The sequence below is a fragment of the Amycolatopsis sp. Hca4 genome (genome assembly GCF_013364075.1).
Taxonomy (GTDB): Bacteria; Actinomycetota; Actinomycetes; order Mycobacteriales; family Pseudonocardiaceae; genus Amycolatopsis.
In genome coordinates, this window is sequence record NZ_CP054925.1 from 9,274,405 (window position 1) to 9,295,740 (window position 21,336).

The following is a 21,336-nucleotide window of genomic DNA, read 5'->3' on the forward strand; positions in this document are numbered from 1 at the left end:
GGCGGGGGACCGAGGTTGACCCGGATGCGGGGGAATGAGGAGGACGCGGGTGGTCGAGGTGGATCCGGCGGTGTCCGTGTGGCGGGCACGCGGGCGGGCCCGGGCCGTCGTGCTCGTGCTGCACGGCGGCGCGGAGCGGGGGACGGGCCGCGTCCCGCCGTGGAAGCTCGCTTACCTGCGGATGGTGCCGATCGCGCGTGCCTTGCACCGGGCCGGCCGCAAGGACGGCGTCGAGGTGCGGCTGGTGCGCAACCGCCGTTACGGCTGGAACGCGCCCGCCGAGGACCCGGTCGACGACGCCCGCTGGGCCCTCGACCGCATCCACGCCGAGCACCCCGGCCTGCCGGTCGTGCTGGTCGGTCACTCGATGGGGGCACGTGTCGCACTGCGCGTGGCCGACGACCCGGCCGTGCGCGGAGTCTGCGCACTGGCCCCGTGGACGCCGCGGGGCGAGCCGGTCGAGGCCGTCGCCGGGCGGTCGGTGCTCATCGTGCACGGCACCCGCGACCGGATGACCAGCCCGGCGGAGTCGCACGCCTTCGCCGAGCGGGCCGCGGGCGTCGCCGCGCGCGTCGCCCGGTTCGAGATCGCCAACGAGGGCCACGCGATGCTGCGCCGCGCCCGGGTCTGGACCCGGCTCACGGTGGCGTTCACCCTGGACGTGCTGGCCGGGGACGACGGCGGGACGCTCCGCCGCGCGTGGGCCGCGAACGGCCCCGACCGGCTGCGGATCCCGGTGTGAAAACGCCACGAACAGGGCATTCGGCGAAACGCGCCGCGGGGGTGCGGCGACTAGGATCGATCACCGGCGAACGTGGCCGGCCGGAGGGAGTACCCGTGACCACTTCGAGCGCTGACCGGGCGGCGGCCCGGGACGTCCCGGACGAGAACCGGTGGCCGGGCCTGGCGAGCCCGCCCCACTCCGCGCTGCGCGCGCGGATCGCCGCCGCGCTGTTCCGCCGCGCGGTCCGCCCGCTCGACGTCCGGGTGAGCTTCCCGGACGGCACCGTGCTGGGCGCCGGTGGCCCCGAAGCACCGGAGATGCGGATCCTGCGGCCCGAAGCGTTCTTCCACCGCCTCGGCGTCGACGCCAAGATCGGCTTCGGCGAGTCCTACATGGCCGGTGACTGGACCGCCTCCGACCTGGCCGAGGTGCTGACGCCGTTCGCCGAGCGGATGGCCACGCTCGTCCCGCCGACGCTGCAGAAGTTCCGCCGGCTCGTCGAGCGGACGCAGCCGCCGTCGGAGGAGAACACCCTCGAGGGCGCGCGGGCCAACATCCACCGGCACTACGACCTGTCCAACGACCTGTTCGGTGCCTTCCTCGACGAGTCGATGATGTATTCGTCCGCGTTGTTCGCGCCGGGCGACGACGACCTCACCGCCGCGCAGCACCGCAAGATCGACAGCGTGCTCGACTACGCCGGCGTCCGCGCAGGCAGCGAGGTCCTGGAAATCGGCACCGGATGGGGTGAACTCGCCATCCGGGCCGCCGCCCGCGGCGCGCACGTCACGTCGCTGACCATTTCGGAGGAGCAGCGTTCGCTGGCCACCGAACGCATCGCCGCGGCCGGGTTCTCCGACCGCGTCGAGGTGAAGCTGTGCGACTACCGCGAGTCGAGCGGCCGGTACGACGCCGTGGTCAGCGTCGAGATGATCGAGGCGGTCGGCGCGTCCTACTGGCCGGAGTTCTACCGGGTGATCGGCGAGCGGCTGCGCCCCGGCGGGCGGTTCGGCCTGCAGGCCATCACCATGGACCACGACCGGATGATGGCGGCGTCCCGGGCCTACAGCTGGGTCCACAAGTACATCTTCCCGGGCGGGCTGATCCCGTCGGTGCGCTCGATCGAAGACGGCGTCAAGGCGAACACCCGGCTCAAGCTGGCCGGGATGCGCGAGTTCGGCCAGGACTACGCCCGCACGCTACGGTGGTGGCGCGAACGGTTCCTGCACCGCTGGGCCGACATCGCCGGGTTCGGGTTCGACGACGTCTTCCGCCGGATGTGGGAGTTCTACCTGGCCTATTCCGAGGCCGGGTTCCGGTCCGGGTACCTCAAGGTCCACCAGTTCGGCTACGAGGCGACCGGCCGGTAACCGCAACCCGACCCCGGTCCCGGGCGTCCTCCTTCCGAGGACGTGCGGTGTACTGACCGCCGAGAAGATTTGTCCGGATCGGGATTGGGTGATGGGTGATGACCTACCGTGGCGACGACGGCGGGCGCCGGATGCCGCCGCCTGCCGGCCGCTCCCGGGACCACCAGCGCGCGCAGATGATGCCGCTGCCCGGGCGGGGCCGCAGCCCGTACGACGAGCGCACCCGCCCGATGGGCACCCGTGAGCCCGAGTACGCCCCGCCACCGCCGCCGCGGCAGGACCCGCCCCGCCGCCCGGCCGACGACGGCTACCCGCCGTCCCGGCCGCCGCGCCGGCGCCGCTGGAGCGTCGGCAAGGTCCTGGGCGCCCTGGTGCTGGTGTTCGTCGTGTTCCTGGCCGGCATCTGGGTCTACCTCGAGTTCTCGATCAAGCGCGTCGACGCGCTGGCCGACTACTCCGGCCGCCCGGTGGCCGCGTCCGGCACCAACTGGCTGATCGTCGGCTCGGACAGCCGCGAAGGCCTGACGGCCGAGGACGAGGAACGGCTCGCCACCGGCGACGTCGCCGCCGCGGGCGGCGGCCAGCGCACGGACACGATCATGGTCGCGCACCTGCCGGACAACAGCACCAAGCCGACGCTGCTGTCGCTGCCGCGCGACTCGCAGGTGTCGATCCCCGGGCACGGCAAGAACAAGATCAACGCGGCGTTCTCGCTCGGCGGCCCGAAGCTGCTCGCGCAGACCGTCGAAGGCGCCACCGGGCTGCACATCGACCACTACGCCGAGATCGGCTTCGGCGGCTTCGCCAAGATCGTCGACGCGATCGGCGGGGTCGAGATGTGCATCGACAAGGACATGAACGACACGATGACCGGCATCAACATCAAGGCCGGTTGCCCGCAGACGCTCGACGGCCGCGAAGCGCTCGGCTTCGTCCGGATGCGCCACAGCTCGGCGACCCCGCGGTCGGACCTCGACCGCGTGGCCAACCAGCGCAAGTTCATCGGCGCGCTGGTCAGCCAGATCGCCAGCCCCGGCACGCTGCTGAACCCGTTCGACTTCTTCCCGCTGCTGTCCTCGGCGCCGGACGCGCTGACCATGGACTCGGGCGACCACGTGCACAACCTCGCCGGCCTGGCGATCGCGATGCGCGGGATCTCCTCCGGCGGCGTGGTCACCACGACGGTCCCGGTCACCAGCGGCTCGGCGGAGAACTGGGACAAGGCCAAGTCGAAGCAGCTGTTCGACGCGCTGAAGAACGATACCGAGGTCCCGGACAGCGTCATCGTGAATTAGTTCGCGTGCGGGGTCCCGGCCGGGGCACCATGAACCGCATGGAAACCCCGGCCGAGACCTACCGCGAAGACACGTTCACCCTGGCCCGCTGGCAGTTCGCCGACGAGCCGGAGCTGGTCGCGACGGTCACCGGGTCCCTCGAGCACCTCGGGGCGTGGATGATCTGGGCGACCGGCGGCTACTCCGCCGAGGACGGCGCCGAATTCCTGCGGACCACCCGGAAGAACTGGGAGAGCGGGGAAAGCCACGACTTCGCCCTCCGCGTCGACGGCGTGCTCGCGGGTTCCGTCGGCGTCATGGCGCGCGACGGCGGCGTCGAGATCGGCTATTGGCTCGCGCGCGGGTACACCGGCCGGGGCCTGATCACCCGGGCCGTCCGGTTGCTGACGGCGGAGGCGTTCCGCCTCGGCGCCGGGTACGTCGAGATCAGGCACGACGAGCGGAACGTCCGAAGTGGAGCGGTGCCCGCGCGCCTCGGCTTCACCCGGGTGCGCACGGAGCCGGCGGAGAAGCCGCTGGCCCCGGCGCGCACGGGCACCGACCACGTGTGGCGGCTCACCGCCCCGCGCTAGGACACCTTGTTCCGCTCCCGCAGCACCTTGAGCGCCTCGTCGGCGTGCACGGTGAAGTTCAGCTCGCTCTTGATCTTCGCGATGATCCGCCGGTCTTCGCCGATCACGAACGTGGCCCGCTTGGTGTGCAGCGGCAGCAGCTTCCGCCACACGCCGAACTGCTTCGCGACCTCACCCTCCACATCGGACAGCAGGGGGTAGTCGAAGCTGTTGGCTTCGGCGAAGGCGCGCTGCTTGGTGATGGCGTCCGGGCTGATGCCGACGCGGTGCGCGCCGACCGCGGCGAACTCCGCCGCCAGGTCGCGGAAGTGGCAGCTCTCCGCGGTGCAGCCGCCGGTCATCGCGGCGGGGTAGAAGAACAGCACCACGGGCCCGGTGGCCAGGAAGTCCGAGAGCGTGCGCTCCTGGCCCTGGTCGTCGGGCAGCGTGAAATCAGGGGCGAGGTCTCCGGCGTCCATGGACGTCCTTTCTCGTCGGCGGCAACACCCATCCTGCCGGGTGTTCGTCGCTGCCGGGGCGTCGGCTTGGTCCGTCTTCGCGCTCTGCCGGATCCGGGTGGTTTCCCCGCTCCTCGTCTTCGATTGTTCAACACCGGAGACCCGGCCTCAAGGGCGCCTTCGGCGTCGCTTCGCGATGAGCTTCGCTCACCCTTGACCCCGGCTCTCCGGTGCTGACTGCGGCTGGGACGAGGGGCGGGGGAGGTGTAGGGCGGGTGTGCGGTTCTGCGGTCGGGTGCCGGTGGAGGTGGGGTGGTGGGGCGTCGTCGGTGGGCCTGGTTCTCCGGTCTCGGGCTCAGCGGCGCGGGTGGCGGTTGATCATCTCGTCGACCTCGTCCCCGGTTGCCGAGTCCGCCACGAACGGGCCTCGGGCCGCGATCACGCCCAGCTGCCGCAGCCGTGTCGCCTGCTCGTGCGTCCGGACGCCCTCGGCCCCCACGCGCAGGTTGAGCTCGCGCGCCCGGGTGATGAGCTGCGTCAGGTGCCGCAGGTCGGGCTCCGCCGGCTCGTCGGTGTCCAGCGCGTCGACCACCGGCCCCGACAGGATCACGTGGCGGATCGGCAGCCGGTGCTGCGGGATCAGCTCCAGGTCCGCCGAGCCCGAGATCGTCAGCACCAGCTGCGCGCCCAGGTCCGCCAGCACCGCGAAGGAGTCCAGGACCTCGCCGCGCGGGTCGAGCATCGAGGCGCGGTCGGTGCACAGGCGCAGGGCGCGGGCGGGGAGCTCGTGCTTGTCCAGCTGCTCCTTCACCAGCAGCACCAGGTCCGGGTCGATCGCCAGCCGGGTCGGCAGCCGCACGCAGACGTCCGGGGCCGCGTCGCCCAGCTGGGCGCGCCAGCGGGCCGTCGCGGCCAGTGACTCGGCGAGCAGCCAGCGGCCCAGTGGCACCGTCATGCCCGTGGTCTGGGCGAGCGGGTAGAACTCCTCGGAGCCGAGCTCGCCCTTCTCCGGGTGGTTCCACCGCAGCCCGGCGTTGACCGCGGCCAGCTCGTCCGGCCGGGACAGCTTCACCGTCGGCTGGTAGACGAGCGAGAACTCGCCGTTCTCCAGTGCGCCGGCGATCACCGCGCCCAGCTGGTAGCGGCCGCGGTCGCGCGCGTCGAGCTCCGGGTCGAACAGCATCCACTGCGCCTTGCCGGCCTCCTTGGCCCGGTGCAGCGCGATCTCCGCGGCCCGCAGCAGCTCCGCGGCGCCGCCCTCGACGGCCGCGCGGACGACGATGCCCGCGCTCGCGCTCACGCCGATGCCGTGCCCACCCAGGTAGATCGGCTCGTTGAGGTCCTCCAGCGCGCGCTCGACCAGCGCGACGACCTCGGTCGCCGCCAGTTCGCCGCGCAGCAGCACCGCGAAGCCGTCGCCGGACAGCCGCGCGACGAACCCGTCGTGGTGGCCGGTGAACACCGCCGACAGCTTGCTCGCGACCCCGCGCAGCACCTGGTCGCCGACGCCGGCGCCGAGGCCGTCGTTGATCACCTTGAAGCCGTCGACGTCGAGGTAGATCAGCGCGATGTCGTCGCGCGCGCCGGCGCCGAGCGCGGCTTCGAGCTTGGTGGTGAACGAGGACGCGTTGGGCAGCCCGGTGAGCGGGTCGTGCACGTTCTGGTGCAGCAGCCGCTCCTGCAGCAGGTGCAGCTCGTTGGCGTCCGAGACCATCAGCACCGGGTAGATCGAGCCGGGCCGGTCGCCGGGCAGCCGGGCGAGCGTCACGTCGGTCCAGAGCTGCCCGTCCTCGGTGTGGTCGAGCAGCAGCCGCTCCTGGTGGCGGTCGCGGCCCGCGCGCACCTTCGCGAGGCCTTCGGCGAGCCGGGCGACGTCGTGCTCGGTCGAGCCGAGGTCGGTGAGGTGCCTGCCGCGCAACCGGTCCGGCGAGCAGCCCAGCAGCTGCCCGAGGGCCAGGTTCGCCTCGACGATGGCGCCGTCCGGGTCGGCCAGCGCGATCCCCATCGGCGACGCGGCGTACAGCGCGGTGAACCGCAGCAGCGCGCCGTCGTGCTGCGAGCCGGCCTGGTCGACCGCGTCGTGCGCGACCTCCAGCAGCAGGGCTTCGAGCTCTTCCGGGGGAAGCGTTACTCCTTTGGTGTCGGCCAACGTGGCCGCCCACCTCCGCGCCACGTCCAGTAGCCCTGACGCGGCACCGGGTTCAGGCACACTCCACCTCTTCACGCACAGGTATGGCCAGGTCGGACACGGTGTCGGGGATCGTGCAGCCGCCCAGGGCAGCCCTCGCCCACGATCGATGCCACGCCATCATGTGTGTCACGGGGTGTCTACCGGCTGAACGAGTGAACGAATCTCCACAACCGGTAACTTTTCGTTACCTAGTGTATGCGGTGTATGCCCTGGTGGACGCGCACCGGGTCAGCGCGGGGTCAACCGGACCGGCAGACCGTCCGCGGGCACCGGCAGGGAGACGTAGTCCCAGCGCGCGGTGTAACTCTCCGGAACCGTCCAGCGGTGGGCTCGCAGCAGTTCGTGCATCAGCAACTTCACTTCGAGACCGCCGAAGTGCAGCCCGATGCACTTGTGCGCGCCGCCGCCGAAGGGCATCCACGCCATCCGGTGCGACTTGTCCTCGCGCCGCGGTTCGGCGAAGCGCTCCGGGTCGAACGCGAACGGGTTCGTCCAGCACTCGGGCGCGAAGTGGTTGACGGTCGGCGAGACGCCGACGAGCGTGCCCGCCGGGATGTAGTGGCCGAGCACCTCGGTGTCCTTGACGGTCTGCCGGGCCAGCGACGGCACCGGCGCCACCAGCCGCAGCGCCTCCTTCATCACCAGGTCGAGCGTTTCGAGCTTTTCGACGGCGTCGATGTCGAGGAGGTCGTCGCCGAGGGCCAGCGACTCCGCGCGGGCGCGCTCCTGCCACTCCGGGTGCTTCGCCAGGTAGTAGGCCATGGCGCTGCTGGTGATGGTGGTCGTGTCGTGCGCGGCCATCATCAGGAAGATCATGTGGTTGACGATGTCGGTGTCGGAGAACCGGTCGCCGTCCTCGGTGGTGGCTTGGCAGAGCGCGGCGAACAGGTCGTCGCCGCCCGAACGCCGTTTCGCGGGCAGGGTTTCGCCGAAGTAGCGTTCGAGGACCCGGCGCCCGTGCAGCCCGGCCGACCAGCGCCCGCCCGGCACCGGGACGCGCACGAAGGCGGTGCCGGCCCGCACGCAGCTGACGAACGCGCGGTTGATCCGGGCCGCGTCGGCACCGCTGTGCATGCCCATGAACACGCGGGTCGCGACGTCGAGGGTCAGCTGCTTGAGCGCCCAGTACAGCCGCGGCCGCTCGTTCGCGCCCCAGCCGGCGACGCCTTCGCGCAGCGCGGGCGCCATTTCGCCGACGTAGCCGGCCAGCCGCGGGCGGGTGAAGGCCTCCTGCATGATCCGGCGGTGCAGGTGGTGCTCGCCGAAGTCCATCAGCATCAGGCCGCGCTCGAAGAACTTCTCGATGAAGAACTTCCAGCCTTCCTGCGAGAACGCCTTGTCCTTGTTGACCAGCGCGATCCGGGTGGCCTCCGGCCCGGACAGCGCGACGATCCGGCGGCCGAACCCGCCGGTCCACGACACCGGACCGTAGAGTTCGTGGCGGCGCAGGCCGAAGGCCGGGCCGAACCGCATCATCTCGAGCATGTGCCCGACGACGGGCGGCCCTTCGTCGCCCAGCACGGGCTTGAGGCCGCTGCCCGCGGGCGGCGGCGCGAGTTCCTTGACGGGCCAGCGCGAGGCCAGCCACCGTTCGTCGACCCGGTGCGGCAGGGGGAGTGCGGTCAGGGGCGGCACGCGCTCGCGCAGTGCCTCGGCGGCTCGGCTCACGGTGCTCGGCAAACTGACCATCTCCCCGTCGAGATCGGCTGGCCTCTACACCATGCCCGCTTGTTGACAGTCTGACAACACCTGGGTCGCCGTCCTTTCGGGTGGTGCCGGTCGCCGGTGTTCGCTCGGCGTGACACCGCGGACCCGCTTGAACGCCGCGCTGAAGCCGAAGGCGTCGGCGTACCCCACCTGCCGGGCGACCTCCGCGACGGTGGCGGCGGGCCGCTCGAGCAGCAGGTCCGCCGCGAGCGCCATCCGGCGCCGGGTGAGGTAGGTCAGCGGCGGTTCGCCGACCAGCTCGGCGAACCGCTTGGCCAGCGTCGACCTGGCCACCCCGGCTTTCTCGGCCAGTAAGGCGACCGTCCACGGCGCGGCGGGTTCCTCGTGCAGCAGGCGCAGCGCGGGGCCGGCCACCGGGTCGCGCCGGGCCGTCCACCACGACGGCGGTTCGCCGCCGGGGCGGTCGAACCACGCTCGCAGGGTGCAGACGAGCATCCAGTCGAGCAGCCGGTCGAGCACCACCTGCTGGCCCGGGGCATCGACGGAGACTTCGGCGGCGAGGTGGTCCAGGACGGCGTCCCCGGTCCCACCGCCGGCGACGCGCAGCACGACGGGCAGGGCGTCGAGCAGCGGACGGCCGACCTCGCTGCCGATCGGGTAGGCGCCGACGATCAGCGTGGTCGGGCCCGCCCCCTCGGCACGCCAGCCGCGCCGGTACCGCGTCCCGCCGAGTTCGGGGACGGCGCAGAATTCGCCGCAGTCGACGGGTTCGGCGGCGGTGCCGACCTCGTCGACGAAACTGAAGGTGCCCGGCCCGCGCACGACGACGGTGTCGTAGGCGTTCAGCGGCTCGGGCTCGCCGTGCTCGGGGACGATCCAGCCGCCGCCGGAGAGCGCCGTGCACAGGGTCAGCGGCGGGCCGTCGACGAAGCGCAGGGAGAACGGGGGCGAGAGGGTGGAGCTGCCGAAGAGCGAGCCGTGGGCCCGCACGTCGCGGAAGAGGTCGTCCACGCCCCCGACGTTAGACGATCGGACAGGGATTCGCGGGTTTCACCTATGGGATCGTCCGGGTGGGTCCGGTTGACTGGAGGCATGCTGACTCCCGACGACCTCGAGTTCCTCCGCCGGCCCTGCACGGCTTCCTGACGGTGGCCGCCACCGAGCCCCGCCCGGTCTGGTTCGAAGCAGCCGACGACGGCACGATCCAGCTGTTCACCGAGCCGGACGCGCTGAAGGTCCGGCGCGCCCGCCGTGATCCGCGAGCGTCGATCGTGGTCGCGGCGCCGGTGGGGGAGCGGGAGCGCTGGGTGTCGATCGCGGGCCGGGTCTCGCTCGAACCGGACGGCGCCCACGAACTGGCGTCCCGGCTGGCGGCCCGGTATTGGGATCTGGAAGATCCGACGCGGAGGGCGGACTTGGAGGCGATCCTGAAGAGCGACCTGCTGCGGCTGGTGATCCACCCGGAGTCCGTGCGCCGCTACACCTATTGAGACGCGGGGGAGAGGTGGCCGGACTGCCGTTGCGCGACCGGGCGGGCAACGCGCTGCTCGCCGTGCGCCGCGTCGCCGAAAGCGAGCTGCCGCCGGTGGCCGCCTCGCTGGTCGTCGTCGGCCACGCCGGTGCCGTCCTGCTGATGCTGGACAAGCGCCGCGGGCAGTGGGAACTGCCCGGCGGAATGCGGGAAGCCGGGGAAACCGCCCGGGAAGCCGCGGTGCGCGAGCTGGGGGAGGAGACCGGCATCCACGGCGTGGCGCTGGCTTTCGCCGCCGTCGCCGAGTTCGACCTGGTCGATCCCGGGCGCCGGGAATTCCTGGCCGTCTACCGGGCCGAGGTGACAGCCGTGCCCCGGCTGACCCTCGGCGAGGAAGGACTCGGCTTCCGGTGGTGGTCGCCGCGCGAGCCCGTCGACCCGGACACCAGCCCGCTCGACGCGGAGATCGCCGCGCGAACGCTGACGTGAAGCGGCCCCGCCCTGGCGGACCAGGGCGGGGCCGAGTTTTCACCGGGACCTCAGTCCCAGTCGAGGGCGCCGCCCGACTGGTACTCGATCACGCGGGTCTCGAAGAAGTTCTTCTCCTTCTTCAGGTCCATCGCCTCCGACATCCACGGGAACGGGTTCTCCGTCTCCCCGAAGATCGGTGCGAGCCCGATCTGCTGCGCCCGGCGGTCGGTGATGAAGTGCATGTACTGCTCGCACAGCTGCGCCGACAACCCGAGCATGCCGCGCGGCATCGTGTCGCGGGCGTACGCGACCTCCAGCTCGCACGCTTCCTTCAGCATCCCGCGGACCTCTTCCTGGAACTCGGGCGTCCACAGGTGCGGGTTCTCGATCTTGATCTGGTTGATGCAGTCGATGCCGAAGTTCAGGTGGATCGACTCGTCGCGCAGGATGTACTGGTACTGCTCGGCGATGCCGACCATCTTGTTCCGGCGGCCCAGCGACAGGATCTGCGCGAAGCCGGTGTAGAACCACATGCCCTCGAAGATCACGTAGAACGCGACCAGGTCACGCAGGAACGCCTGGTCGGCCTCCGGCGTGCCCGTCTCGAAGTCCGGGTTCTCCAGGTTCTGCGTGTACTTCAGCGCCCACGCGTCTTTGTCCGAAATGGACGGGACCTCGCGGTACATGTTGAACAGCTCGCCCTCGACCAGGCCGAGGCTTTCGCAGATGTACTGGAAGGTGTGCGTGTGCACGGCCTCCTCGAACGCCTGGCGCAGCAGGTACTGGCGGCACTCGGGGTTGGTGATCTGCCGGTACACCGCGAGCACGATGTTGTTGGCCACCAACGACTCCGCCGTGGCGAAGAAGCCGAGGTTGCGCTTGAGCATCTGCCGCTCGTCCTCGGTGAGGCCGTCCGGCGACTTCCACAGCGCGATGTCGGCCTGCATGGCGACCTCGGTCGGCATCCAGTGGTTGTTGCAGCCGGCCAGGTACTTCTCCCACGCCCACTTGTACTTCATGGGCAGCAGCTGGTTGACGTCGGCGCGCGCGTTGATCATGCGCTTGTCGTCGACGTTGATCCGGGCGGCGCCGACCTCGATCTCCCCGAGGCCGGTCGCGTCCGTCGTCTCCACGTTGGTCATTTCTGCAGGGATTCCTTTACTGGCAGGCTTCGCAGTCGGGGTCGTCGATGCGGCAGGCGGCGCCTTCGGTGGCCACGAAGTCGACGTCCGGCTCGGGCTTCGGCGAAGGCGACGGCGAGGGAGCAGGCGCCGGCGTGGGAGCCGGGGCGGGGGCCGGGGCCGCCGCGGCCGGAGCCGGGGTGGCCGAAACGGCGTTCAGCTTGCCGTCGGTGCCGCGCAGGGTGCTCTTCTCCACGTGCGTCGCGGACTGCGCCCGCAGGTAGTACGTGGTCTTGAGGCCCTTGTGCCACGCGTAGCGGTACAGCTGGTCGAGCTTGCGGCCGCTCGGCGCCGCGATGTACAGGTTCAGCGACTGCGCCTGGTCGATCCACTTCTGGCGCCGCGAACCCGCGTCCACCAGCCACTTCGACTCGATCTCGAACGCCGTCGCGTACAGCGCCTTCAGGTCGTCCGGCACGCGGTCGATCTGGCCGAGGCTGCCGTCGAAGTACTTCAGGTCGCTGACCATGACCTCGTCCCACAGCCCGCGCGCCTTGAGCGAACGGACCAGGTGCGGGTTCACCACGGTGAAGTCACCGGACATGTTCGACTTGACGTACAGGTTCTGGAACAGCGGCTCGATCGACTGGCCGACGCCGCAGATGTTGGAGATCGTCGCGGTCGGCGCGATCGCCATCATGTTGGAGTTGCGCATGCCGACGGTCTTGACCCGCTCGCGCAGCGGCGCCCAGTCCAAAGTGGTCGACAGGTCGACGTCGAGGTTGTCACCCTGGCGCGCGTCGATGAGCAGCTGCATCGAGTCGATCGGCAGGATGCCCTTGCTCCACAGCGAACCCTCGAACGACTGGTACTGGCCGCGCTCCTCGGCGAGGTCGGTCGACGCCGAGATCGCGTAGTAGGAGATGTGCTCCATGCTCGTGTCGGCGAACTGCACGGCGGCTTCCGACGACAGCGGCAGGCCCAGCTCGAACAGCGCGTCCTGGAAGCCCATCAGCCCCAGCCCGACCGGGCGGTGGCGCAGGTTGGAGCGGCGCGCCTCCGGGATCGTGTAGAAGTTGATGTCGATCACGTTGTCCAGCATGCGGACGGCGGTGCGCACGGTCTTTTCGAGGCGCTGGGTGTCCAGGCCCTCGGGGGTGACGTGCTTGAGCAGGTTCACCGAGCCGAGGTTGCAGACCGCGACCTCTTCGCTGTTGGTGTTCAGCGTGATCTCGGTGCACAGGTTGGACGAGTGCACCACGCCGACGTGCTGCTGCGGCGAGCGCAGGTTGCACGGGTCCTTGAAGGTGATCCACGGGTGGCCGGTCTCGAACAGCATGGTCAGCATCCGGCGCCACAGGTCGACCGCGCGGACGCGGCGGAACACCTTGATCTCGCCGCGGTCGGCGGCGGCCTCGTACTCGCGGTAGCGCTGCGAGAACTCGTTGCCGTAGAGGTCGTGCAGGTCCGGCGTCTCGTTCGGCGAGAACAGCGTCCACTGCGCGTCGGCCTCGACGCGGCGGAGGAACTCGTCGGGCACCCAGTTCGCGGTGTTCATGTCGTGGGTGCGGCGGCGGTCGTCACCGGTGTTCTTGCGCAGGTCGAGGAACTCCTCGATGTCGACGTGCCAGGTCTCGAGGTACGCGCAGGCCGCGCCCTTGCGCTTGCCGCCCTGGTTGACCGCGACGGCGGTGTCGTTGGCGATCTTGAGGAACGGCACGACGCCCTGCGACTGGCCGTTGGTGCCCTTGATGTGCGCGCCGAGGCCGCGCACCGGGGTCCAGTCGTTGCCGAGGCCGCCCGAGTACTTGGCCAGCAGCGCGTTGTTCTTGTACGCCTGGAAGATCGAGTCCAGGTCGTCGTCCACCGTGGTCAGGAAGCAGGACGACAGCTGCGGGCGCGTGGTGCCCGAGTTGAACAGCGTCGGCGTCGAAGCCATGAAGTGGAAGCTCGACAGCAGCTCGTAAAACTCGATGGCACGAGATTCCCTATCGTCTTCGCGGATGGCGAGACCCATGGCGACGCGCATGAAGAACGCCTGCGGCAGCTCGAACCGGGTGCCGTCGTGGTGCTGGAAGTACCGGTCGTACAGCGTCTGCAGGCCGAGGAAGCCGAAGTCGAGGTCGCGCTCGGGGCGGATCGCGGCGGTGATCTTGTCCAGGTCGAAGCGCTGCAGCTCGCCGTCGACCAGTTCCAGCTCGATCGCGCGGCGCAGGTAGGCGCGGAAGTACGCGGGGTACTCGGCCGCCATCTCGTCCTGGCTGGCCTGGCGCGGCTTCTTCGCGAGGTAGCTCAGCGCCTCGCCGCGCAGCTTGTCCAGCAGCAGGCGGGCGGAGACGTAGGAGTAGTTCGGCTCCTGCTCGACCAGCACCCGGGCGGCCATGATCTGGGCCAGGGCGAGCTCGTCGGCGCTGATGCCGTCGTAGAGGTTGCGCTTGGTCTCGGCCAGCACCGGCTCGGCGGTGACGTCGTCCAGGCCGGCGACGGCCTCGCCCACGACGTGGGAAACGCGGGCCCAGTCGAGCGGGCGCAGGACGCCGTCGGTGCCCTTGACGTTCAGCGCGACCTCGGCGGCGGCCGGCTTCGCGGCCTCGCGGGCCTTCGCGCGCTCCTCGCGGTAGAGGACGTAGGCGCGGGCGACCTTGTGGTGCTCGCCGCGCATCAGCGCGAGTTCGACCAGGTCCTGGATCTGCTCGATGTGCAGGGCGGTCTCGGGGCCGGCGTGGCGCAGCAGGGACGCCTCGACCTGCGTGGTCAGCTCGGCGACGACGTGGTGCACGCGGGAGGACGCGGCGGCGTCGCCGCCCTCGACCGCGAGGAACGCCTTGGTCAGCGCGACCGAGATCTTGCCGGCGTCGAACGGCGACACGCTGCCGTCCCGCCGGATGACCCGGATCGCGGTGGGTGAGGCGGTCCCGGAGGGCCGCTGACCGGTATCGACTGACATGCGTGTCTCCAAGTTTTCGGGCGCGTTCGATCGCCGCACGACCTCGCGAGGCCGTGCGCTGCAGGTTCTTCAAAGCTGCCCGGCGACCCTCTGCAGCGGTCTCCCCGTCGCTGGGGGCTGCCGGTGTTGAGAGACTACATGTTGGGGTGATCGCCCGCACGGGCCCCTAAATGGCGTGTCGCGAGCCCTCACCCTGCCGGGTTACGTGATCACCCAGAGGTGCTGCTCACGGCCCGGGCAGGCCGCTTCGGGGACCGCCGGGAGCGCACGCTGGAAGACGGCGCTCAGGCGCCGAACCGCAGCACGGTGGCGGGCAGGGCGAGGCTCAGGAACGGCCGGCGGCCGGCCAGGTAGCCGAGCGGGCCGCGGGCGTTGACCGTCCAGTCCGCCGCGGCGAGCGCGGGCCGGATCTTCGCGCCGACGGGGGTCCGCACGGGGGTGCCGTCGCGGTCCTGGAGGACGTCGAACCGGCCGGGCAGGGCGAGCGGCGAGCCGGGCCGGGGCGTGAAGGCCGCGGTGGCGATCCAGTCGTCGCCGGTGGCGGCGGTGAAGGTGCGGTCGGTGAACTGCAGGGCGGCGAGGTCCTTCGGGATGGCCCAGAGTTCGCGGCCGCCGGCGAGGGAGACTTCGGAGTCGACCCAGATCTGAGTGATCGTGCAGGTGGTCCGCGGCCCGCGCACCGGGACGGCGGCGAGCAGCTCGTGGTAGCTGAGCTGCCCGGGCTCGCGGTAGGCGATCCAGGCGGTGAAGACGCTGGTGTACCCGGCGACCGACAGGGCGCCCGGGTGCACCTCGCGCGCGGGGACCCGCCAGATCGACACGTGCGCGTCGGCGACGAGGTTCCAGGGCTGCGGCGGGTACGGGGTCATTTCTCCAGCCAGGGCAGGTGGTCGGGCAGGTCCTTGTCGACGCGCATGCCGAAGGACGGCGGCCGCTTCTGCAGGAAGGACAGCACGCCCTCGACGGCGTCCGGGCTGGCGCCCAGGCCGCCGATCAGCTTCGAGTCGACCCGGTGCACCGGGAACGGCGACTCGGCGCTGGCCATCCGGTAGAGCAGCTGCCGGGTGACGGCGACCGAGACCGGCGCGGTCGTCTCGACGATCTCCCGGGCGATCCGGTAGGCCTCGTCGAGCACGGTTCCGGTGGGGAAGACCTTGTGCACCAGGCCTTTTTCGAGGGCCTCGGCCGCGGTGAAGACGCGCCCGCTGATCATCCAGTCGAGCGCGGTCCCCATCCCGACGAGCCGGGGGAGGAACCACGCGGAGGCGCCTTCGGGGTAGATGCCGCGGCGGGTGAACACGAAGCCGAACCGCGAGTCCTCCGAGGCGAGCCGGTAATCGCACGAAAGCGTGATGGTGAGCCCGCCCCCGACGGCGGCCCCGTGCAGGGCGGCGATCACGGGTTTGTTCATGGTGAAGATCCGCTTCGAGCACCGGCCGGCGGGCTCCTGCCATGCGCTGCCGGGCCCCTCGTCGGGGTCGAAGTCGAAGCCGCCCCGGGAGAGGTCCGCGCCGACGCAGAAGTCCTTGCCCGCCCCGGTCAGCACCACGACGCGGACGTCTTCGTCACGATCGGCGCGGTCCATGGCGGCACCGAGCTCGTCGGCCATCCGGATCGTGTAGCCGTTGCGCGCCTCGGGCCGGTTCAGCGTGACGGTGGCAACCCGATCCGCCACGGCGTAGGTGATCTCGGCGTAGTCGGCCATGCGACGAAGCTATTGCAGCGCGACGCTACTGGCAAGATGTCAATAGTGGGTACCCAGCGTCCGCGGCGAAACAATCAGGCGTGCTTGATTTTTCTGTCGGCCGGTGCCACGCTGGCGGCCAGGACGCAAGGAGGCGGGCGATGGCGGACCTCGGCGTGATCCTCGGGGATCTCGACGCGGAAGCACGGACGATCGACGACGTGGTCGCGGGCCTGCCCGCGGCGGACTGGGCGCGCGCGACACCTGCCGAAGGGTGGACGATCGCGCACCAGATCGCGCACCTGGCCTGGACCGACCGGAAGTCACTGATCGCGGCGGCGCACCCGGAAGACTGGCAGGCCGAGGTCGAAGAGCTCCTCAAGACCGGGGAGACGTACGTCGACGACGGCGCCGCGGCCGGAGCGCAGCGGCCGCCTCGGGAGATTCTCGAAGACTGGCGCGAAGGCCGCGCGCTGCTGGCCGAAGCCCTGGCGGCCGTGCCGGACGGGCAGAAGCTGCCCTGGTACGGGCCGCCGATGAGCGCCGCCTCGATGGCCACCGCGCGGATGATGGAGACCTGGGCCCACGGCCAGGACATCTTCGACGCCCTCGGCCTGACCCGCGAGCCCACCGCGCGCCTCTGGCACATCGCCCGCTTCGGCACGCGCACCCGCGACTTCGCCTACAAGGTCAACTCCCTCGCTCCGCCGACAGAGGAATTCCGCGTCGAACTGACCGCGCCGGACGGCTCCACCTGGGCGTTCGGGCCCGAGGACGCCGAGCAGAAGCTCACCGGCAGCGCGGTCGGCTTCTGCCTGGTCGTCACCCAGCGGCGGCACCCGGCCGACACCGACCTGGTCGCCCACGGCGCCGACGTCGAGGAGTGGCTGGGCGTCGCGCAGGCGTTCGCAGGGCCGCCCGGAAACGGCCGGAAGCCGGGGCAGTTCACATGACCTACCGCATCGGCAACGCCTCGGGCTTCTACGGCGACCGGTTCTCCGCCGTCCGCGAGATGCTCACCGGCGGCCCGCTCGACGTCCTGACCGGCGACTACCTGGCCGAGCTGACCATGCTGATCCTCGGCCGCGACCGGATGAAGGACGCCACTCGCGGCTACGCCAAGACGTTCCTGCGCCAGATGGAGGAGAACCTCGGGCTGGCGCGGGAAAAGCGTGTCAAGATCGTCGCCAACGCCGGTGGGCTCAACCCCGCCGGGCTGGCCGACGCGCTCCGGGAACTGGCGGCGAAACTGGGCCTCGACGTGAAGATCGCGCACGTCGAAGGCGATGACCTCGTGCAGCGCGCCGAGGAGCTGGACCTCGGGAAACCGCTGACCGCCAATGCCTACCTCGGCGCCTGGGGCATCGCCGAGTGCCTGAACGCGGGCGCCGACGTCGTCGTCACCGGCCGCGTCACCGACGCCTCCGTCATCGTCGGCCCGGCCGCCGCGCACTACGGGTGGGCCCGCGACGACTTCGACGCGCTCGCCGGCGCGGTCGCCGCCGGGCACGTCATCGAGTGCGGTGCCCAGGCCACCGGCGGCAACTACGCCTTCTTCACCGAGCACAGCCTCGGCGTGCCCGGCTTCCCGATCGCCGAGATCGAGGCCGACGGCTCCAGCGTCATCACCAAGCACCCCGGAACCGGGGGTGTGGTGAACGTCGGCACGGTCACCGCGCAGCTGCTCTACGAAATCACCGGCGCGCGGTACGCCGGACCCGATGTGACGACCCGGTTCGACACGCTGACGCTGGCCGAAGACGGCCCCGACCGCGTCCGCATCTCCGGCGTCCGCGGTGAAGCGCCGCCGCCGACGCTGAAGGTCGCCCTCAACACCCTCGGCGGATTCCGCAACGAGACCACGTTCGTCCTCACCGGACTCGACATCGAGGCGAAAGCCGCCCTGGTGCGGGAACAGCTCGAAACGTCCATGAAGGACCGGCCGCCGGCGGACGTCCGGTGGACCCTCGCCCGCACCGACCACCGCGACGCCGACACCGAGCAGACCGCCAGCGCACTGCTGCACGTCGCCGTCAAGGACGCCGATCCGAAGGTGGCCGGGCGCGCGTTCACCGGCGCGGCCGTCGAACTCGCGCTGGCGAGCTACCCCGGCTTCCACGTGACGGCGCCGCCGTCGGACGCCTCGCCCTACGGCGTCTACACCGCGGCCTACGTGGACGCGGCGAAGGTGCCGCACGTCGCCGTGCTGCCCGACGGCATGCGAGTCGACATAGCGCCTTCGGCATCCACTCAGGACCTGTCCGAAGTGGATGAACCGGCGCTGCCCGAACCCCTGGACCACGGGCCGGTGCGGCGGGTGCCGCTGGGCACGATCGCCGGCGCCCGCAGCGGCGACAAGGGCGGCAACGCCAACGTCGGCGTCTGGGTGCGCTCGGAGCAGGCGTGGCGGTGGCTGGTGCACCGGCTGACCGTCGCCGAGTTCAAGCGGCTGCTGCCCGAGACCGCGGACCTGCCGGTGACCCGCTTCCTGCTGCCGAACCTGCGGGCGATGAACTTCGTCGTCGAAGGCATCCTCGGCGAGGGCGTCGCCTCGCAGGCGCGGTTCGACCCGCAGGCCAAGGCCCTCGGCGAGTGGCTGCGGTCGCGGGAGATCGACGTCCCGGAGGTCCTGCGGTGACCGACCCCTTCCGGACGCCCGAACGGGCCGAGCTGCGCAAGACCGTCCGCAGGTTCGTCGAGCAGGAGGTCCTGCCGCACCTCGACGACTGGGAGCGCGACGGCGAGCTGCCGCGCGACCTGCACCGGAAGGCCGGGGAACTCGGCCTGCTGGGTGTCGCGTTCCCCGAGGAGATCGGTGGCGGCGACGGCAACTACCTCGACGCGCTGGTCGTCGCCGAGGAGATGCACTACGCGGGTGGCTCCGGCGGCCTCTTCGCCTCCCTGTTCACCTGCGGCATCGCCGTCCCGCACATCGCCGAGGCCGGCGACCCGGTGCAGGTCGAACGCTGGGTGCGGCCGACGCTCGAAGGCGCCAAGATCGGCTCGCTCGCCGTCACCGAGCCCGACGGCGGCTCCGACGTCGCCGGCATCCGGACCACCGCCGTCCGCGAGGGCGACGAGTACGTCATCAACGGCGCCAAGACGTTCATCACCTCCGGCTGCCGCGCGGACTTCGTGACGACCGTGGTCCGCACCGGCGGCGACGGCGCGCACGGGCTTTCGCTGATCGTCGTCGAACGCGGCACGCCCGGGTTCACGGTGAGCCGCAAGCTCGACAAGATGGGCTGGCTCTGCTCCGACACCGCCGAGCTGTCCTACGTGGACGTCCGGGCGCCGTCGGAAAACCTGGTGGGGGCCGAGAACAGCGGCTTCGCGCAGGTGGCCACCCAGTTCGTCACCGAACGGCTGTCGCTGGCCGTGCAGGCCTACGCGCACGCCCAGCGGGCGCTCGACCTGACGCTGGACTGGTGCCGGCTGCGCGAGACGTTCGGCCGCCCGCTCATCTCGCGGCAGGTCGTCCAGCACAAGCTCACCGAGATGGCGCGGAAGGTCGACGTCGCCCGCACCTACACCCGGCAGGCCGCGATCCGGCACGTCTCGGGCGAGGAAGTCATCGCCGAAGCCTGTTTCGCCAAGAACACCGCCGTCGAGGCCGCCGAATGGGTGGTCAACGAGGCCGTCCAGCTGCACGGCGGGCTCGGCTACATGCGCGAGTCCGAAGTGGAGCGCCACTACCGCGACGTCCGGATCCTCGGCATCGGCGGCGGCACCACCGAGATCCTCACCGGCCTGGCCGCGAAGCGATTGGGATACACCTCGTGACTGCTCTGAGGTCCACAGTGGACACGCGGGCCGCCGAGTTCGGCGCGAACCGCGAGGCGATGCTGGAGAAGCTCGCCGAGATCGACGCCGAGCACGCCAAGGCCGTGGCCGGCGGCGGCGAGAAGTACGTCGAACGGCACCGCAAGCGCGGCAAGCTCCTCGCGCGGGAACGCATCGAGCTGCTGCTCGACGAGGACTCGCCGTTCCTGGAGCTGTCGCCGCTGGCCGCCTGGGGCACCGACTACCGCGTCGGCGCGAGCCTGGTCACCGGCATCGGCGTGGTCGAAGGCGTCGAGTGCCTGATCTCGGCCAGCGACCCGACGGTCAAGGGCGGCGCGAGCAACCCGTGGACGACCAAGAAGAGCTTCCGGGCCGCGGACATCGCCGCGCAGAACCGGCTGCCGTCGATCAACCTGGTCGAGTCCGGCGGCGCCGACCTGCCGACGCAGAAGGAGATCTTCATCCCCGGCGGCCGGATCTTCCGCGACATCACGCGGGCCTCGGCCGCGGGCTGCCCGACGATCGCGCTGGTCTTCGGCAACTCGACCGCGGGCGGGGCGTACCTGCCGGGCATGTCGGACTACGTCGTGATGGTCAAGGAGCGCGCCAAGGTGTTCCTCGGCGGGCCGCCGCTGGTCAAGATGGCCACCGGCGAAGAGTCCGACGACGAGTCGCTCGGCGGCGCCGAGATGCACGCGCGGACGTCGGGCCTGGCCGACTACCTGGCCGTCGACGAGGCCGACGCGATCCGCCTCGGCCGGAACATCGTCAAGCGGCTGAACTGGACCAAGCAGGGGCCGACGCCCAAGCCGGACTACGCCGAGCCGCTGTACGACGCCGAGGACCTGCTCGGCATCGTGCCGACCGACCTCAAGGTGCCGTTCGACCCGCGCGAGGTCATCGCCCGCGTCGTCGACGGCTCCGACTTCGACGAGTTCAAGCCGCTGTACGGGTCGAGCCTGGTGACGGGCTGGGCGAGCATCCACGGCTACCCGGTTGGTGTGCTGGCCAACGCGCAGGGCGTGCTGTTCGGCGAGGAGTCGCAGAAGGCCGCGCAGTTCATCCAGCTGGCCAACCAGATCCACACGCCGCTGGTGTTCCTGCACAACACGACCGGCTACATGGTCGGCAAGGAGTACGAGCAGAGCGGGATCATCAAGCACGGCGCGATGATGATCAACGCGGTGTCGAACTCGAAGGTGCCGCACCTGTCCGTCCTCATGGGAGCCTCTTACGGCGCCGGCCACTACGGCATGTGCGGCCGTGCCTACGATCCCCGGTTCCTGTTCGCCTGGCCGAGCGCGAAGTCCGCGGTGATGGGCCCGGCCCAGCTGGCCGGCGTGCTGTCGATCGTGGCTCGCGCGGCCGCCGAGAGCCGTGGCCAGGAGTACAACGAGGAGCACGACAAGGCCATGCGGGCCATGGTCGAGGGGCAGATCGAAGCCGAGTCGATGCCGATGTTCCTCTCCGGCATGCTCTACGACGACGGCATCATCGACCCGCGCGACACCCGTACCGTGCTGGGCCTGAGCCTGTCCGCGATCCACAATGGACCAGTGAAGGGCGCCGAGGGCTTCGGCGTCTTCCGGATGTGAGCGAGCG

The 21,336-nt window shown here is 70.9% G+C and carries 17 protein-coding genes and 1 pseudogene; 10 read left to right on the plus strand and 8 right to left on the minus strand.

From position 1 onward, the window contains the following. Positions 1 to 49 precede the first annotated feature (49 nt). The 4 genes from HUT10_RS42300 to HUT10_RS42315 all read left to right on the plus strand — a co-directional run bounded on the left by HUT10_RS42300 (position 50) and on the right by HUT10_RS42315 (position 3,961). The gene (locus HUT10_RS42300; protein ID WP_176176328.1) at positions 50 to 742 is read left to right on the plus strand and encodes an alpha/beta hydrolase; all 693 of its coding nucleotides are present in this window, start codon (positions 50 to 52) and stop codon (positions 740 to 742) included. A 95-nt stretch (positions 743 to 837) separates the two neighbouring features. Then, on the plus strand, positions 838 to 2,094 hold the full coding sequence (locus HUT10_RS42305; protein WP_176176329.1) for a cyclopropane-fatty-acyl-phospholipid synthase family protein: 1,257 nt from the start codon (positions 838 to 840) through the stop codon (positions 2,092 to 2,094). Between the two features lie 98 nt (positions 2,095 to 2,192). Next, positions 2,193 to 3,389, plus strand: coding sequence for an LCP family protein (locus HUT10_RS42310; RefSeq protein WP_176176330.1), 1,197 nt, complete (start codon positions 2,193 to 2,195; stop codon positions 3,387 to 3,389). Positions 3,390 to 3,427: 38 nt separating this feature from the next. Then, on the plus strand, positions 3,428 to 3,961 hold the full coding sequence (locus tag HUT10_RS42315; protein WP_176176331.1) for a GNAT family N-acetyltransferase: 534 nt from the start codon (positions 3,428 to 3,430) through the stop codon (positions 3,959 to 3,961). On the opposite strand, the gene HUT10_RS42320 is transcribed toward HUT10_RS42315, so the two are convergent. The 4 genes from HUT10_RS42320 to HUT10_RS42335 form a co-directional block, all read right to left on the minus strand. Beyond that, the gene (locus HUT10_RS42320; protein ID WP_176176332.1) at positions 3,958 to 4,419 is read right to left on the minus strand and encodes a peroxiredoxin; all 462 of its coding nucleotides are present in this window, start codon (positions 4,417 to 4,419) and stop codon (positions 3,958 to 3,960) included. The genes HUT10_RS42315 and HUT10_RS42320 overlap by 4 nt on opposite strands. A 334-nt stretch (positions 4,420 to 4,753) precedes the next feature. Next, positions 4,754 to 6,571 (minus strand): bifunctional diguanylate cyclase/phosphodiesterase, encoded by a 1,818-nt coding sequence (locus tag HUT10_RS42325; protein WP_176176333.1) that lies wholly within the window; start codon positions 6,569 to 6,571, stop codon positions 4,754 to 4,756. Positions 6,572 to 6,817: 246 nt separating this feature from the next. Further along, the gene (locus HUT10_RS42330) at positions 6,818 to 8,278 is read right to left on the minus strand and encodes a cytochrome P450 (RefSeq protein WP_176176334.1); all 1,461 of its coding nucleotides are present in this window, start codon (positions 8,276 to 8,278) and stop codon (positions 6,818 to 6,820) included. A 24-nt stretch (positions 8,279 to 8,302) separates the two neighbouring features. Beyond that, on the minus strand, positions 8,303 to 9,268 hold the full coding sequence (locus HUT10_RS42335; RefSeq protein WP_176176335.1) for an AraC family transcriptional regulator: 966 nt from the start codon (positions 9,266 to 9,268) through the stop codon (positions 8,303 to 8,305). 81 nt (positions 9,269 to 9,349) lie between these two features. Between HUT10_RS42335 and HUT10_RS42340 the strand changes: the two are divergent. Both HUT10_RS42340 and HUT10_RS42345 read left to right on the plus strand, forming a co-directional pair. Next, a pseudogene (locus HUT10_RS42340) lies at positions 9,350 to 9,747 on the plus strand (pyridoxamine 5'-phosphate oxidase family protein). A 14-nt stretch (positions 9,748 to 9,761) separates the two neighbouring features. Continuing rightward, on the plus strand, positions 9,762 to 10,217 hold the full coding sequence (locus HUT10_RS42345; protein ID WP_176176336.1) for an NUDIX hydrolase: 456 nt from the start codon (positions 9,762 to 9,764) through the stop codon (positions 10,215 to 10,217). A 50-nt stretch (positions 10,218 to 10,267) separates the two neighbouring features. Here HUT10_RS42345 and HUT10_RS42350 read toward each other — a convergent pair whose 3' ends face one another. The 4 genes from HUT10_RS42350 to HUT10_RS42365 all read right to left on the minus strand — a co-directional run bounded on the left by HUT10_RS42350 (position 10,268) and on the right by HUT10_RS42365 (position 15,972). Further along, positions 10,268 to 11,341, minus strand: a complete 1,074-nt coding sequence (locus tag HUT10_RS42350; RefSeq protein ID WP_176176337.1) for a ribonucleotide-diphosphate reductase subunit beta — start codon at positions 11,339 to 11,341, stop codon at positions 10,268 to 10,270. Positions 11,342 to 11,357: 16 nt separating this feature from the next. Further along, entirely contained in the window at positions 11,358 to 14,267 is a 2,910-nt protein-coding gene (locus HUT10_RS42355; RefSeq protein WP_176176338.1) for a ribonucleoside-diphosphate reductase subunit alpha, read from the minus strand. A 284-nt stretch (positions 14,268 to 14,551) separates the two neighbouring features. Beyond that, positions 14,552 to 15,136 (minus strand): acetoacetate decarboxylase family protein, encoded by a 585-nt coding sequence (locus tag HUT10_RS42360; RefSeq protein ID WP_176176339.1) that lies wholly within the window; start codon positions 15,134 to 15,136, stop codon positions 14,552 to 14,554. Beyond that, complete coding sequence (locus HUT10_RS42365) at positions 15,133 to 15,972, minus strand: enoyl-CoA hydratase-related protein (RefSeq protein ID WP_176176340.1); 840 nt, start codon at positions 15,970 to 15,972, stop codon at positions 15,133 to 15,135. Before HUT10_RS42365 ends, HUT10_RS42360 begins: the two co-directional genes overlap by 4 nt. A gap of 140 nt (positions 15,973 to 16,112) precedes the next feature. Here HUT10_RS42365 and HUT10_RS42370 point away from each other — a divergent pair, with 140 nt between their 5' ends. Genes HUT10_RS42370 through HUT10_RS42385 form a run of 4 tightly spaced genes read left to right on the plus strand, consistent with a single transcriptional unit; the run spans position 16,113 to position 21,329 of the window. Further along, a complete protein-coding gene (locus HUT10_RS42370; protein WP_176176341.1) occupies positions 16,113 to 16,904 on the plus strand; it encodes a TIGR03084 family metal-binding protein in 792 nt (263 codons plus the stop codon). Continuing rightward, positions 16,901 to 18,589, plus strand: coding sequence for an acyclic terpene utilization AtuA family protein (locus HUT10_RS42375; RefSeq protein WP_176176342.1), 1,689 nt, complete (start codon positions 16,901 to 16,903; stop codon positions 18,587 to 18,589). Before HUT10_RS42370 ends, HUT10_RS42375 begins: the two co-directional genes overlap by 4 nt. Next, the gene (locus HUT10_RS42380; protein WP_176176343.1) at positions 18,586 to 19,734 is read left to right on the plus strand and encodes an acyl-CoA dehydrogenase family protein; all 1,149 of its coding nucleotides are present in this window, start codon (positions 18,586 to 18,588) and stop codon (positions 19,732 to 19,734) included. Before HUT10_RS42375 ends, HUT10_RS42380 begins: the two co-directional genes overlap by 4 nt. Next, positions 19,731 to 21,329, plus strand: coding sequence for an acyl-CoA carboxylase subunit beta (locus HUT10_RS42385; RefSeq protein ID WP_176176344.1), 1,599 nt, complete (start codon positions 19,731 to 19,733; stop codon positions 21,327 to 21,329). Before HUT10_RS42380 ends, HUT10_RS42385 begins: the two co-directional genes overlap by 4 nt. Positions 21,330 to 21,336: the final 7 nt, after the last annotated feature.

Coding starts and splice junctions, on each gene's coding strand:
- HUT10_RS42360 (WP_176176339.1), bottom strand. CDS start 15,136: ATGACCCCGTACCCGCCGCAGCCCTGGAACCTCGTCGCCGACGCGCAC.
- HUT10_RS42365 (WP_176176340.1), bottom strand. CDS start 15,972: ATGGCCGACTACGCCGAGATCACCTACGCCGTGGCGGATCGGGTTGCC.
- HUT10_RS42375 (WP_176176342.1), top strand. CDS start 16,901: ATGACCTACCGCATCGGCAACGCCTCGGGCTTCTACGGCGACCGGTTC.
- HUT10_RS42320 (WP_176176332.1), bottom strand. CDS start 4,419: ATGGACGCCGGAGACCTCGCCCCTGATTTCACGCTGCCCGACGACCAG.
- HUT10_RS42355 (WP_176176338.1), bottom strand. CDS start 14,267: ATGTCAGTCGATACCGGTCAGCGGCCCTCCGGGACCGCCTCACCCACC.
- HUT10_RS42310 (WP_176176330.1), top strand. CDS start 2,193: ATGACCTACCGTGGCGACGACGGCGGGCGCCGGATGCCGCCGCCTGCC.
- HUT10_RS42315 (WP_176176331.1), top strand. CDS start 3,428: ATGGAAACCCCGGCCGAGACCTACCGCGAAGACACGTTCACCCTGGCC.
- HUT10_RS42330 (WP_176176334.1), bottom strand. CDS start 8,278: ATGGTCAGTTTGCCGAGCACCGTGAGCCGAGCCGCCGAGGCACTGCGC.
- HUT10_RS42370 (WP_176176341.1), top strand. CDS start 16,113: ATGGCGGACCTCGGCGTGATCCTCGGGGATCTCGACGCGGAAGCACGG.
- HUT10_RS42350 (WP_176176337.1), bottom strand. CDS start 11,341: ATGACCAACGTGGAGACGACGGACGCGACCGGCCTCGGGGAGATCGAG.